Origin of the sequence: Rhizobium sp. CB3090 (assembly GCF_029714285.1) — a bacterium.
Taxonomy (GTDB): domain Bacteria; phylum Pseudomonadota; class Alphaproteobacteria; order Rhizobiales; family Rhizobiaceae; genus Rhizobium.
The window spans coordinates 162,107-175,880 of record NZ_CP121664.1; the positions used below are offsets into that span (position 1 = coordinate 162,107).

The window sequence follows — 13,774 nt, forward strand, 5'->3', positions numbered from 1 at the left end:
CGCTCGACAAAGTCCCATGATTGCTTATTAAGCTTGTTTGCACTTGCTTTTTTGACGGGCTAGAGGGGTGGGCGGCCAAGATAAGCATCGAATGCGGAGGCGACAGCGCGAAGCGCAAAGCGACACTCCTGTCGGACACGGACCAAACCGTTGTCTATGTCCACTATCCCGTCCTCAGCGAGGTTGTGCAACTGCTTAGCGGAACTCAGTAAATGGATCGGATCAAATCCGTGAGCCGTACAGATTGCTGGTACGTCTGCTTCCAAGTAGCACATGAGTTGCTCGATGATCGCCGCCCGTACGCGATCTTCTACGGTGAGACGATAGCCTTTTGATGTCGCCAAGTGGCCGGACGCAATGGATCGGTTATAAGAGTCTTGTGGGAGTTCGTTTTGAACGTAACCTTCGCCGCAACGACCGATCGCCGACGCGCCGAAGCCGATCACAGTTTGGCGTGTTTCGGCCGAGTAACCAAGGGAATTGCGCCGAAGACGACGAGTCCTCTGCGCCAGCGCAAGCTCATCATCCGGCAAAGCGAAATGGTCGAGCCCGATTTGCAGATAGCCGGCGGCAACTAATGTGTCGGCCGTGACTGAGGCCTGCTCGGCGCGCGCGGCTATATCGGGCAATGCTGCCCGGTCAATCAAGCGCTGATTTTTTCTATAGGAGGGAACGTGCGCATACCCGAAAACCGCGAGACGGTCGGGACGCATCTCAATAGCTAACATCGCGCTCTGGCGACAGGACTGGACTGTTTGATACGGTAAACCAAACATCAGGTCGAAATTGATGCGCCCTATTCCGTGCAGGCGCAGGTTCTGGACGGCAGTCATCACCTGCGCCTCGCTCTGAACCCGGTTGATCGCTTTTTGTACGATGGGATCGAAGCTCTGCACACCGACGCTTGCGCGGTTCACACCGGCTTTTTGCAAGGCTTCGGCCATATCGGTGGTGAACGTGCGCGGGTCGACCTCGATAGCGATGTTAGCCGCTTTCTCGAACGCGAAGCGGCCGCGCAGGAGTTCCATAAGCGACAGGAAGTCTGCTGGCGGCATGATGGTCGGGGATCCGCCTCCGAAGTGCACGTCGCTCGCCGGGAGTGCCTGCGGCGCTAGCTCGGCGACCAAGCGGATCTCCTCGCGCAGCACTGCGAGATAATTGATGATCAAATTATCCAGACGAGTGATGCTCGTCGGAAAACCACAATACCAGCACATCGAGCGGCAAAATGGAATGTGAAGATAGAGCGAAACAGCGTTATCGGTTGGCAGGCTCCTCAGCCATTCCTCATAGGTCTCGGCGCCGATTGCTGAGGAAAACTCCTGTATCGTCGGATAGATGGTATACCAAGGTAAATGCGACCCGCTATGTTTTTTCGAGATGAAAGTTGATGACGATGCGCGCAATGACTTTCGTCTCCAGTCCGGCTTGTCATGTCCAGATTTCACGCGCCGTCTTCCTTTCGATCATGGGGTTCTGTGCTTGAGGGGGCGCTTTCGCGGCCAGGCATCATGGCTTCCCGCGGTCTTTCACCGAGCAAAAGGCATGCCATTCGAGTTGAAGATCGAGAACTTGGATCGCGTATGGCGGAATGTTTATTGACAGCACGGAGGGATTTCGCAGCAAGCGCTTCAACTTTGAGGACGGCGAGCGGGTCATCACTTGCGAACAACGCCCGGCGTTTTCCGTGGCGCCGAAGCGACCACGAAATGCGGAGATTGCACCCTTTCGGCTCTATTGCGTTGCGGCGCCAATGTCGATGCCAACGACGTCCGCAATCATTGGATTTCGCAATGTGGATTTCGAGGAAAAGTTCGGTGCGCATCCTTTCGTTTCGATCTGCGGCAAGGCCGTCTATCAGGTGGACGGGCTGCGTCAGCCTCTTCTTTGCCGGCAATTTCGATCAGTACTTTTGCAGGAAAGGCGGATACGACGGAATACGACATGTCGACCAGGCCCCCGAGGTCGGATCTTACAAAGATGGCGCCGGCATGGACCTTTATGCCCTCACCCTGGCAGCCGGTTTCAAGCTCACGTTCTAGCCCGTTGTGACAATGGCAATTCGCTTCCGAAGAAATGCAAGTGATGCTCGATAAGAGTTCTGGCTTGGAATGATGAGCTGGAGTTCATCCCAAGCGGGGTGCTGGCATTCGCCAGTACGCGTAGCTGTCGCACCCCTAGGTCTCAGGCATCGCTGAGGAGTGATGGGCTGTAATCATCCATTTTCCGTCCATGAACTCATAGGTGTAGGTGTAACGCGCGGGAATTTTTGTGCCGTCGGCGAATGAAAAGGTATAAATGCCGCTGTCCGTTGCCATGTTGCATCCGATCCTAATTACGCGCAGATCGATCGATCCTTTCGGCCGTTTTTTGAGAAAGTGGTCGAAATAAGCGGCTCGCTGCTCGTGCGTCAGACGCGGTGTGTTCGACAGCGTCGGCAGCAGGATCGCATTTTCTGCATAGTTCGCGGCAACTTTTTCGGAATCGAGCGTTCTGAGCGACGCATTCCAGCGATCGAACAATTCAGCAACCTGTTGCTCGGTGATCGGTGCGCAGTTTACAGTCCCAGCGACGGCTTGCTGCAAAGATAAAGTGGAAAGTACCGCCGCGGCGGCAAGTGTAAGACGCATGCTTCATCTCCGGTTTTTAATTGCACGGGTAGGTTCTCGGCAGGGGCTTCTCTTGATTGCTTTCAGCATCACCCGTGTGCCGTCGACGCCCCTGATTTTCGTCACTCAATAGGCCGTCTGATGCAGCACGGCCGTCAATTCGTAAAATCGATTGTTTGGATAACACGCATCCACGTCATCAATTTACATTTTAAACACCCCGGCCCTCGTCAGAATTGCCGAGCAAGCAAAGACCGTGCCGCGGCGGATATCAGCAAGCTGACTTCAGGGCTGCTTTTGAGCAATGAGCTCTTTCAACACAAAGCGCGGCAAATGCGGAATTAACGTTCGAGAACGAAGTGCACAGCAATCCATCGGTGACATGGATGCAACCCATCGAAACAATCAATTATGCCCAATGTCCGAATAGAAATAGGTAGGCGCCACCTGGCGTTTTATTGCGCCGCATCACAAGGAGTATTTGCGATGGAAAAATTTTTCCGAGGTAGCGAGAACGCCGATAGCCTCTTTGGCAGCAATGGAGACGATGTGATCATTGATCACGGGGGCAACGACTGGATCGACTCTCGATCAGGCAATGACCGAGCCTTCGGCGGCGAGGGTAACGACCGGATCTTAGGGGGCGCGGGCAATGATCAGGTCCACGGCGAAGACGGCAACGACTATCTCTCCGGCGACAACGGCCGTGATAAACCCCCGATTTTCGGTGAGGACAACGACTATCTCTCCGGCGGAAAAGGCGATGATGTTCTCTTCGTCGGTGACGGCAGGGATTGGCTGAAAGGGGGCGAGGGGCGCGACACGTTCGTCTTCCAGTTCCACAATCCTCAGCCCGGGGACCACAATCCGATGCCAGGGGTGTTCCCGAAACAGGGACTAGACCCGGACATCTCCACCATCCTCGATTTCGATCCGGCGCAGGATACTTTCGCGTTCGACGCGATGGACCTTTACAACGACGGCTTCGGCGCGAATTTCGTCAATCACGCGAGCGTTCAGTCGGGCTTTCCGGTGGACACCTTCTATAGCGGCAAGGCCTCGGGTGCGAACGGCGAGCACGTCGTGGTGATCACTGACCGGAGTTTCGCCGATGGCACTGCCGCCGCACGCGCGATTTCAGGCGAGGCTGCCGGCGACATCCTTGTCTACCACGACAATAAGATGCACACTGCAAATCTCGCCTATGTCACCTCGGAAAATAGCGTGGATCCATTGGTTCATTTGCCTGGTGTGCAGACTGTGGCTGATCTTGCCAATATGCATCTGACAGGGTGGGATTTCACATTCGTCTGATTGCATGATTTGCCACGAATCCTTGCCCCTTTCAGGTGCACCGTTTTGGCTTGTCCGGGAGTTCGCCCCTCGCAGCCCCTCAATTGGGTTTTTGCGGCAGGCATTGCGATATGTCGAATTCCTGAAAGCGAGTTCTGAAGGCCGCGGGTTCTTACCACATGGTCGCGGAGTGCAAATGAACTTTGCAAAATCGCCACGGCCCAAAGGGAGGAGGTAACGGCCCGATTGCTACCGCGGGGAATATGGCTTGACGCGTGCGGCGATCTCTTCGTCGAGGACAAAGCAATCGAGGAACTCCTGCCATTTTTCGGCTGACCGACGCGCCTCAGTCAGCATCTGCCTAAGTTCGTCGATGCCATCGTCTGTCAGAGCGGGTGTGCTCTCGTCATCTCCGGTCACGACGCTGATGATATTCCCATAGGTCAGGTTGTCATCATTGCTGATGATCTCCCTGAGGAGGTCGACGTCCTCATCGAGGATTTCGGCGACATAGTCGATGGTGAAGACGAAGCTGACCGTTGCCATCAAGCGGCCTCGGCGCAGATGATTGCCGCTGTCGGCTTCCAGTTCCATGGAAGCAGCTCCGCGAGGCGATTGATCTTGTGATCCTGAATGCGGTCGAGCACATCAGCCAGATAGGCCTGCGGATCAAGGCCATTCATCTTGGCGGTTTCGATAATCGTCATGGCCCGCGCCAGGGTTTCTGCTCCAGTGTCGGCACCCGCGAAGAGCCAGTTTCGTCTTCCAACGCCGATAGGACGCAACGCCCGCTCGGCGGCGTTGTTATCGATTGCGACACGGCCATCTTCCAGGAACAGGCAGAATGAAGACCACCTGCTCAAGCCGTACCGGAAAGCGCCCGCCAGATCGCTCTTGCCGGGGATACGGGTCAGTTGCGCTTCGGCCCAGACGCGGAATGCTTCGACCTTTGCCTTGCTGTGCTTCTGGCGCGCGGCAAGACGGATATCGGCAGACTTGCCTGCAATGCCGCGCTCGATGTCGTAAAGCGCGCCGATACGGTCGAGAGCCTCGCGGGCAATCTCGGATTTGTTCGAGGTCCAGATATCGTGGAAGTCGCGCCGCCAATGCGCCCAACATGAAGCCTCCCGGAAGCGGCGTTTCCCGTCCGTTCCGGCCTCATATAACTTCGCATAGCCTTTGTAGCCATCGGCCTGAAGGATGCCGCTCGCCTCCTTGAGGTGACGGTGAACGTGCTCTTCCTTCCAGTCGGGAGCAAAATAATAGACCGCACCGGGCGGAGCTATGCCCGCCCATGGGCGCTGGTCCCGGACATAGGTCCAGAGCCTGCCCTTCTTCACCCCTTTCCCCAGCCCCTTGTCGCGTAGAGAACGATCCAGAACCCGGATCGGCGTGTCGTCGGCGTGGAGAAGGTCGCTGCTCATGATCGCGGCTTCGATCAACTCGATCAGCGGCAGGAGCACCTGCATGGCGCGGCCACACCAATCGACCAACGTGCTGTCGGGGATATCAACGCCCATGCGGGCGAAGATTTCGTTCAGGCGATAGAGCGGCAAGTGGTCGTCGAACTTCGAGACCAGGATATAGGCCAGAAGACCAGCGCCCGCCATGCTGCCCGATATCGGACGGCTGGGCGCGGGCAACTGCACCATCTTCTCGCAGCAGCGGCAGGACTTCTTCAGCCGGGCGATCTCGATGACCTTCATCTGTGCGGCGATCATGTCGAGGATTTTGCTGACGTCTTCGCCGACAAGCCGCAGTTCGCCACCACAAGCGGGGCAGCACGTTCCGGGATCAAGTTCCCTGCGCTCGCGAGCGGCCTTGTCCGACACGCGCGGACGGCGGCGCATGGTCTTTTCAGGCATGCTTTCCTCAGGCGCGGCAGGCTCCGTTTCTTCGTCCTCGGCGAGTGGCTCGCTGCTGCCTTCCGAAGCGGCAATCATCAGGTCCTCGAGCGCCAGTTCCAACTGCTGGATTTCCCGCTCGATCTTTTCCGACGACTTGCCGAAGCCATGTTTCTTCAGCCTGGCGATGCGCAGCCGCAGGGACTGGATCAACTGATCATGCGCCTGCAAGGTCGCAGACATCTTCGCGTTCTTCGCCTCAAGCGAGGCGATCATCGCCTTCAGGAAGGCCGGATCATCGGGAAGATTTTGGCTCGCGTTTGACATGAACCTGACTACCACAGGTCAGGGTCAATATCCATAAAAACACGCAAATTCAGTGAGATAAAGTCAACCGACACGGGCCGGAGGAACGCCCCAGTCGGGCCGTCGCCAATCAATCCCTTCCCACAGCATTGCCAGTTGAGCAGACGTCAACCGGGCTGCTCCATCTGCTGCCAAGGGCCATGGAAACCGCCCTTTCTGCAAGATTTTGTAATAAAGGCAGAACCCCTGGCCGTCAAAATACAATAGCTTCAAACGGTCGCCCCGCTTGCCCCGAAACGCGAAGACCGCACCTCCCGTCGGCTTCTGGCGCAGCACATCCTGGGCAAGAGCAGCCAGCCCCTCTATCCCCTTGCGCATGTCCGTGACACCGCAGGCGATATAAACCCGAACACCTGTCCCAGGCCCGATCATGCCGCCTCGATTGCCCGGATCAGGCGCTTCAGTGCAACCACATCAACATCGCCACTGAAGCGAAGGCTTCGTCCGCAGCGCAGTTGCAATTCCATCATTGCAGGCAAAACCTGCATGCCATCAAAAGCCCGAGCCTCTTTGCTGTCCCCTGCCGGCGGCATGTCCAGCGGCAGAAACACCGTCGTCGACGGCGGCGACAGCAGGCCCTTCTTCCGCAATTCACGCCGCCAGGTGTAAACCTGCTGCCGCGTGACCGAATACCGGCGCGCCACCTCTGTCACCGACGCGCCGTCGACGCCTACCGACAGCACGACCTCCAGCTTGCTCTCATCACTCCAACGTCGGCGACGTTCATCGCCGAGAATTTCCACGCGCATCGCAGGTCTCGCCTAAAGCACGTCGCTAACGACGTCGTTATAGACGGGTCATAAACAAGTAAGCCGATCTCCGACAGGCGGCCACAATCGGGCGGTTACGGGAGGAGCAAGCCAATTCATTTTTTTAATGAACTGACAATTTAGCGACCGGCCGCCCGAGCGCGTCCTGTTGCTGCGCGATTTTGCCGGTACGAACGCTGAAGCTGACCGGGCAAGACGTCGCATGTTATGAGGCACGGCGCGCCTGTATACCTTTTGAAGCACGGTGTCGACATACCTTTCCACTAGCTCGTTCAAAGCCGCGTTCTAGGCAAGTTCGCCTTTCGGGATTAACGATGTGTGAGTTCGGTACCGTCACTGTCGAGCATCTGACACGCGTCCAGTTGGATGTTGAAACCATTTGCGACATCATCAATGTGCCTAAGGGCAACGGCCGGATGGAACCAAAATCAACGCCTGAAGACTGTGAAGCGCGCAACGGCAGGCGGCAGGTCATAATGTCCAAAATGTCAGGTTGCCTACAATCAAAACTAGTCGATTCAATCCCAAGATATCCGGATTACGCATCCAATGGTCTTTGCGATGCTGGTTGATCTTGCTTTGCAACTTCACGACGTCAGATCTGCCCCGCAAACATCGGAACACCACTGTTCTTTTCAACCCTCACGATAATTCTGAGGCTAAATCGGTATGCGTTTCAAGGGTCTTGACCTTAATCTTCTCGTCGCATTGGACGCTTTGACGACTGAGCGTAACGTTTCAGCAGCGGCGTGCAGCATCAATCTCAGTCAGCCTGCGATGAGTGCCGCCGTCCGCCGGCTGCGCGACTATTTCGGCGATGACCTGTTTACGATGCAGAACCGAAAACTTATTCTGACGCCACGTGCGGAAAGCCTCGCCTCCGCGGTTCGAGAGATACTCCAGCACATTCAACTCAACGTTATTTCTGCCGGCAGCTTCGCACTGGACGAACCGGAGCGACACTTCACGATTGCGCTTTGTGATTTCATGACGACCGTGTTCTTCCGGAAAATCATAAAGCGGCTGGCACGGGAAGCTCCCGCAGTCAGTTTCGAGTTGATTCCGCTCCCAGATAACCCGGACCAGCTTCTGCGGCGGGGCAAAGCAGATTTTCTGATTCTTCCGGAATTGTTCATGTCAAGCGCACATCCGAGAGCGAAGCTGTTCGACGAAAAGTTCGTGTCTGTTGGCTGTACGACGAATACGAAGCTATCTCGGCATCTTACAGTCAGAGACTATATGTCGATGGGCCACGTCACGGCTAAGTCTGGGGTTGGCCAACAGCAATCGCTTGAGGATTTTTATCTATCGGAACGAGGTGTCAAAAGGCGTATCGAAGTCGCCGTTCAGAGCTTTGGGATGGTGCCGGCAGCGCTGTTGGGCACCGACAGACTCGCGATTATGCCTCTGCGACTGGTGAAGCATCTCGCACCATCTATGCCCTTGCGGATTGTGGAAAGTCCAATACCTCTTCCAGCGTTCACCGAGGGCATCCAGTGGCCAGCCTCCCATGAAAACGATCCGGCGAGCACCTGGATGCGTGAGATAATTCTGCAGGAGGCGTACCGCATAGCAAGCCCTTCCATGTGTCGCGAAGGTGACACTTAGGAGACGGAAATGAACTTGAGCCTCCACAAGATTGCCGAGCGGATCGGTCTTTTATGACGACGAACCGCGGACGGACTTCCCTAAGGCCTCACGGGCGTATGAGCCGGGGTTCATTTCCGCGGTGACTAACCGGAAATTAGCGCTCGAAGAATGCAGTATCCAAATTGTAATCACGAACAGGCGTATCGGATGTCGCAAAGCAGTAACCCACATTTGACATTTAGGCGTGATGGATCGTCATTTGATGGCATGATCGAAACACTCGGTACCGCCTTTGGCGAGTATAAAGCCGAGCTTGTCAGCCCCGTCGATGACTTCCAATGGAGTCTTGATTTTTCCACCTGCGACTGTGCCACCGTGATCAAGGGTTTTCATCAACACGAGTTCGAGTTTCAGATTGAGCCTACCATCAACGCAGTGGAGCATTTGTCGATTGTGCTACCGCGTAGCGGCGGCATGGGAGTGACCTACGGCCCGCGCGAAGCCACCGCTCGACATGGTAAGTTGCTCTTATACAACAATCTTGAGCCAGAGAGCGTCACGATGTTCGGCCGATCGAACATCATTGACGAACTTTTGCTCGACTGGAATGTTATTCTGCAGACGCTCGATCAAACCTTCGAGACGCCATTCAGTGGATCATTAGGCCTTCTTCCGGAATTGGAAATGTCGACGTCGACGGGTCAGATGATCGGCTCTCTCGCTGAGACCGTCATTCGTGGGTTGCGCGATCCCTCGGTTCGATCCCCAATTGCAATGGCGCATATCACGCAAGCTTTGGCCGACCTGATAATACGCTTTGTCCCTCACAAGCTTTCGCACCTGCTCGACAGGAAGCCCTACATGATTGCCCCGAGGCATGTCCGGCGCGCGATTGAATATATGGAATCCAATATCGGCCAGCCGATCAGAATTCCGATGGTCGCCAAAGCCGCTGGCGTCTCGACACGCGCATTGCAACTCGGGTTCCGTGCCTTCCGGGAGACCACGCCGGCCGCTTATTTGGCGATGCTTCGCCTGCGGGCGGCGCGGGTGGATTTACTTGATCCTGAGAATGGGCACACAACGAGAGAAATTTGCGTGAAATGGGGATTTCTTCACTTCGGGCGGTTCTCGGCGATGTACAAGGCAAATTACGGTGAAAGCCCTTCTCATACGAGAAAGCGCATCAGGGGTATGCAGCCGCGCTCGCGCCGGCAACAAAAAACTTTAGTGGGCAACTCAATCTCACAGAGATGATCTCTCGCGCGATAAATGATTAGATGCGCGTGGGCGGCTGGTCGGGCTGCGTCCGTCAGTTTCCCCACCTGCCTCGCTCTCCCGTGTCATTCGGACCATTGCAAGGTTCCGCTATGACCATCTTCATTTTTTGCCAATGGGATTCCTCCCGCGCCGATTGTCTGATATAGACCGGGCGCCCTGTCGCTGGCGCATCAATGCCATCCGCGTCAGCGCACCCGCCCTGTCATTGCTTGCCACGTGGTAATGACAGGGCAACCTGGTCGATCGAGCGTAATGATGAACAGGGATCCCGGGGACGATTCCCCTGGCCGACCCATCGATGTCGATGGTAATCAATCACGCCGCAGCCGGCGAACACCGGAGTGGATCCATAGCGTGCGCCGCTAGCCTTCCGCTTTCGATTTGCGATCGCATTGCCAGGCCGTCTTGCACTGCCGAGTGAAGCTCGTCCGGGGACAAGAAAACCAAGCCGACGACGTTCTCAATCAGCGTTGCTGAAGATGACTCGTAACGGCAGGCTGTGCCCGCGCGAGGCATTCCGGAGCGAATTGCTGATGTTGCGAGGGCCTAGTCTGGCGCGCCTTCAAGGAGGCCGTCATAGACTTGCATGAGCGCGTTGGTGATAGCCTGTCCAAGAGCATTACCTGTTTCGCGGACTGCATCTTCGGTTCCATCACGCGCGGCCTTGGCCAGATCAAAACCCTGTTCACCGACAATCTGCTTGGCAACCTCAATAGCCCAGATGCCAAAGTCACCCCGGTTGTCGATCCTGATGCTTTCTTCCATTCTTCGTCCCGTCCATTTATGCAAGAGCGCTTTACGCGTCCATTCCCGAAATGGCCAGCACTGCTGACCAATCGCCATCCAGCACTATGATGATTCGAATTAAGTGCGAGCGATTTTTCTCATGTTCACAATGCAAGCGACTTCCAGTCCTGGCGCATTGAGTTCAACAAGAGTTTAAGAGTCGCGCTTATGGGATGCAACCCATTCATCGCTTGGATGCACCGCATCCAAATAATCGATTTTACGAATTGTGCGCTATGATCCATTAAAGGAACATCGCTTGATCGCTATCAAATACATTGATGGCTGTCGCAAGCGGTTCGCGAATGGACAGGTATTTGGTTGCAAAGCCCCACAGTCAGGAACCCAGCGCCACGAGCGATCCTATAGGCATGAGGGCTACAGTCGGCGGCAGACGAATGCCTTTTAGGCGTCCTCAACCCGGTGACTTTCATCGCATAGCTGCTTTTAAAAAACACTCGGAAGAGGAGATTTTTGCATGTGCTCTCAAATGCGGTGGAGACTATGCTGGGAAAGCGAGCTGGAACTCGCCGATCATGTGGAACTCGCCAACTTCTTTCGAACGACCTACGGGCCAACCGGGGCCTTTAATGCAAAACCATTCGAGGGCAGTCAAAGCTGGGCCGGAGCAAGACCCGAGCTTCGCCTCATCGGTTATGACGCTCACGGGATCGCCGCTCATCTGGGACTGCTACGTCGCTTCATTAAAGTTGATGGAATTGACCTGCCGGTAGCTGAGTTGGGATTGTACGGGATACGCACCGATCGCGAAAGACTCGGAATGAGCCATTCAATCCGAGCCATGCTTCCAACCCTTCAGGATCTCGCCGTTCCGTTTGCTTTCGGCACGGTTCGGCCAGAGTTGCAAAGGCATATCGAGAGGTTCGGCCGTTACGGTCCTGTGACGGTTTTTTCGGACGTTCGCGTGCGGTCCACCTTACAAGAGCCGCGTCTCGATAAGCCGCCCACACGCATCGATGACGCACTTGTCGTCGTTCTGCCGATTGGACGATCAATGTCCGATTGGCCTGCTGGCTCGATGATCGATCGCAATGGACCGGAGCTATGACGCACCTGGCCTGCCAATGCGCCGTATATGTCGAGTGCACCTAGGGCCGCAGCGCGCTCATGAAGTCAGAACCGATCCAGCGCTGGCTTGCTTGGGCAGCCTACTAAACAGTCACCTTTCGGCCAAGTCATCGGTCAATCCCATCAATTGAGAATTACATCAGGTCCTACCGATGCCGCGAGAATTTCGAGCCGATATCCAAGCCCTACGAGGGCTCGCTGTTTTGCTGGTTGTTCTCTATCATGCCCATATTGGGCCGTTCGCAGCTGGTTATCTTGGCGTTGATGTTTTTTTCGTAATTTCGGGCTTTCTGATCACCGATCTGATCAGTAGGCAACTGGAGCAGTCGCGGTTCAGCTTCTTGGAATTCTACTATAGACGTGCGAAGCGTCTGTTGCCGGCCGCCTACGTCGTTATTGCGCTTACGACGATCGCTGCGCCTCTTTTTCTGTCGGACGTGGGGCTGCGGGAGTTCCGCAATCAGGTGATAGGGGCCCTCACATTTTCCGCCAACATCGTTCTTTGGTTGCAGGCGGACTATTTCGGCCCTGTCGCCGAACGGATGCCCCTCCTGCATTTTTGGTCGCTCTCGATCGAAGAACAATATTACCTGCTGCTGCCTCTCTTCTTGGTTTCGGTTCCTAGGAGATGGTGGCTCGTTGGAATTGCCATGCTCCTTGTCGCCAGCCTGACCCTGTGTGTTTGTCTGGTCACCTGGAACCCCTCGGCTGTCTTTTATCTTCTGCCGACCCGATCTTGGGAAATGGCCATGGGTTCACTCGGGGCTTTGCTTCCCATCAGGCCCTTGGTGTCTGCCGCGCTTGCGAAGTTACGTTTCCCAGCACTCGCGCTTCTCCTCCTTGCCCCAATGGGTTTTGCTCATCCTGTCGTCAATGCCGCTTTGGTTTGCTTGGCCACTCTCGCTCTCCTACGCGCGCCTAACTGGGACAACGCGGTCGTGCGTGGCATGAGGAGGATCGGTGACCTCTCTTACTCGCTTTATCTCATCCATTGGCCCGTGCTCGTCTATGTGAGAGCTGTGTGGTTGGCGGAACCTCCAGCGCTTGCGATCTATGCGGCCGTTGCTTTTTCAATGGTTGGGAGCTGGGCGCTTTCCAGGTTCGTGGAGGAGCCATTCCGACGCGGATACGCCATGTCGCGCGTCCGGCTGGTCTCGGGATTGGCTGCAACGTCGGTTCTACTCGCCTCCTCGCCCTCCCTTGCCATTGCCGCGACCGAGAGCAAGTCTGATTTCGCCACCATCCGGCGGATCAACTACGGCCTGGGAAGAGCATGTGATTTCAGCCTGGGATCGCCTCCCCAGGAAATCCCCAAGAGCTGCCAGACGGCAAGCAGGCCCGAGCTATTGGTCTGGGGCGATTCTTTTGCAATGGCACTTGTTCCGGGCCTGGCCAAAACAGTTGGCGAAGGCGGCCTTGCCCAGCTCACGATGAGCGGGTGTCTCCCCGCCATTGGCGTTGCTGCTGTCTCGAGGGAATTAGCGTCACCCTTTTCCCTTGCCTTTGCCCAGGATTGCATTGCCTTCAACGACCGCGTTTTGGCCATTTTGAAAAACCGACCGGAGATAAGCACAGTTGTTATTTCAAGCCCTTTCGACACGCCTGTATCGGGTGAATTTATCCTGCTCAAGAGAAATGGTGAGACTTTCACTGAGGGCGAGCTCTCGCTCTATGCAGCCGTTGAAGGGATCAAGGCTCTCGTCGAAGCCGTTCGGGCAACGGGCAAGCGCGTCGTTGTGGTTGCTCCTCCGCCAGTCGGAAACTTCGACATCGGCGATTGCCTGGAGCGGAAGGCGAGGGGGAGCATTATGCTTGGGCGCTACAGCGACTGCAAAATAGATGTGAGTGAATATCGCCGCAGACGCGCCCGCACCCTGGAGCTGTTAAACGAAGCAGCGCTAAAGGCCGACGTAGAAGTCGTTTCCTACCACGACTTTCTCTGCGACGGCACAAAATGCAAAACCGAGATCGACGGCAAATTCCTTTACCGAGATAGTGGTCACCTTTCCTATGAAGGATCTGAGATCATTGCTCGCCAGACAAATCTTGCTGAGAGGCTGATCAGGGCCGCTCGCTAGAGCATTTTTGGCCAATGAAATCCTTCCATTTCGAGGGAGGGGACACGTTCCTGGTGCCACCTGTGCGT

The 13,774-nt window shown here is 55.9% G+C and carries 12 protein-coding genes; 5 read left to right on the forward strand and 7 right to left on the reverse strand.

Features of this window, described 5'->3' with window-relative positions; genetic code table 11:
* Positions 1–59: 59 nt before the first annotated feature.
* Both hemN and QA646_RS27635 read right to left on the reverse strand, forming a co-directional pair.
* On the reverse strand, positions 60–1,406 hold the full coding sequence (hemN, locus tag QA646_RS27630) for an oxygen-independent coproporphyrinogen III oxidase (protein ID WP_283061018.1): 1,347 nt from the start codon (positions 1,404–1,406) through the stop codon (positions 60–62).
* Positions 1,407–2,177: 771 nt separating this feature from the next.
* Positions 2,178–2,630: an SgcJ/EcaC family oxidoreductase gene (locus QA646_RS27635; RefSeq protein WP_260305697.1), complete on the reverse strand. Its 453-nt coding sequence runs from the start codon at positions 2,628–2,630 to the stop codon at positions 2,178–2,180.
* A 465-nt stretch (positions 2,631–3,095) separates the two neighbouring features.
* On the opposite strand from QA646_RS27635, the gene QA646_RS27640 reads away from it, so the two are divergent.
* Positions 3,096–3,923, forward strand: a complete 828-nt coding sequence (locus QA646_RS27640; RefSeq protein WP_283060939.1) for a calcium-binding protein — start codon at positions 3,096–3,098, stop codon at positions 3,921–3,923.
* Positions 3,924–4,151: 228 nt separating this feature from the next.
* Here QA646_RS27640 and QA646_RS27645 read toward each other — a convergent pair whose 3' ends face one another.
* The 4 genes from QA646_RS27645 to QA646_RS27660 form a co-directional block, all read right to left on the reverse strand.
* Entirely contained in the window at positions 4,152–4,448 is a 297-nt protein-coding gene (locus QA646_RS27645; protein WP_104827840.1) for a hypothetical protein, read from the reverse strand.
* A complete protein-coding gene (locus QA646_RS27650; protein WP_104826329.1) occupies positions 4,448–6,073 on the reverse strand; it encodes an IS66 family transposase in 1,626 nt (541 codons plus the stop codon). Before QA646_RS27650 ends, QA646_RS27645 begins: the two co-directional genes overlap by 1 nt.
* A 63-nt stretch (positions 6,074–6,136) precedes the next feature.
* The gene (gene tnpB, locus QA646_RS27655) at positions 6,137–6,484 is read right to left on the reverse strand and encodes an IS66 family insertion sequence element accessory protein TnpB (RefSeq protein ID WP_104826328.1); all 348 of its coding nucleotides are present in this window, start codon (positions 6,482–6,484) and stop codon (positions 6,137–6,139) included.
* Positions 6,481–6,861, reverse strand: coding sequence for a transposase (locus QA646_RS27660; protein WP_145677531.1), 381 nt, complete (start codon positions 6,859–6,861; stop codon positions 6,481–6,483). The genes tnpB and QA646_RS27660 overlap by 4 nt, the downstream gene beginning before the upstream one ends.
* 690 nt (positions 6,862–7,551) lie before the next feature.
* Here QA646_RS27660 and QA646_RS27665 point away from each other — a divergent pair.
* The gene (locus QA646_RS27665) at positions 7,552–8,490 is read left to right on the forward strand and encodes a LysR family transcriptional regulator (RefSeq protein ID WP_283060940.1); all 939 of its coding nucleotides are present in this window, start codon (positions 7,552–7,554) and stop codon (positions 8,488–8,490) included.
* A gap of 189 nt (positions 8,491–8,679) precedes the next feature.
* A complete protein-coding gene (locus tag QA646_RS27670; RefSeq protein WP_283060941.1) occupies positions 8,680–9,729 on the forward strand; it encodes an AraC family transcriptional regulator in 1,050 nt (349 codons plus the stop codon).
* A 570-nt stretch (positions 9,730–10,299) separates the two neighbouring features.
* Here the strand turns inward: QA646_RS27670 and QA646_RS27675 are convergent.
* Positions 10,300–10,518, reverse strand: a complete 219-nt coding sequence (locus QA646_RS27675; protein ID WP_260305700.1) for a hypothetical protein — start codon at positions 10,516–10,518, stop codon at positions 10,300–10,302.
* A 499-nt stretch (positions 10,519–11,017) separates the two neighbouring features.
* Between QA646_RS27675 and QA646_RS27680 the strand changes: the two genes are divergently transcribed.
* Positions 11,018–11,608, forward strand: a complete 591-nt coding sequence (locus QA646_RS27680) for a NodA family N-acyltransferase (protein WP_260305701.1) — start codon at positions 11,018–11,020, stop codon at positions 11,606–11,608.
* 172 nt (positions 11,609–11,780) lie between these two features.
* The gene (locus QA646_RS27685) at positions 11,781–13,706 is read left to right on the forward strand and encodes an acyltransferase family protein (RefSeq protein ID WP_283060942.1); all 1,926 of its coding nucleotides are present in this window, start codon (positions 11,781–11,783) and stop codon (positions 13,704–13,706) included.
* Positions 13,707–13,774: the final 68 nt, after the last annotated feature.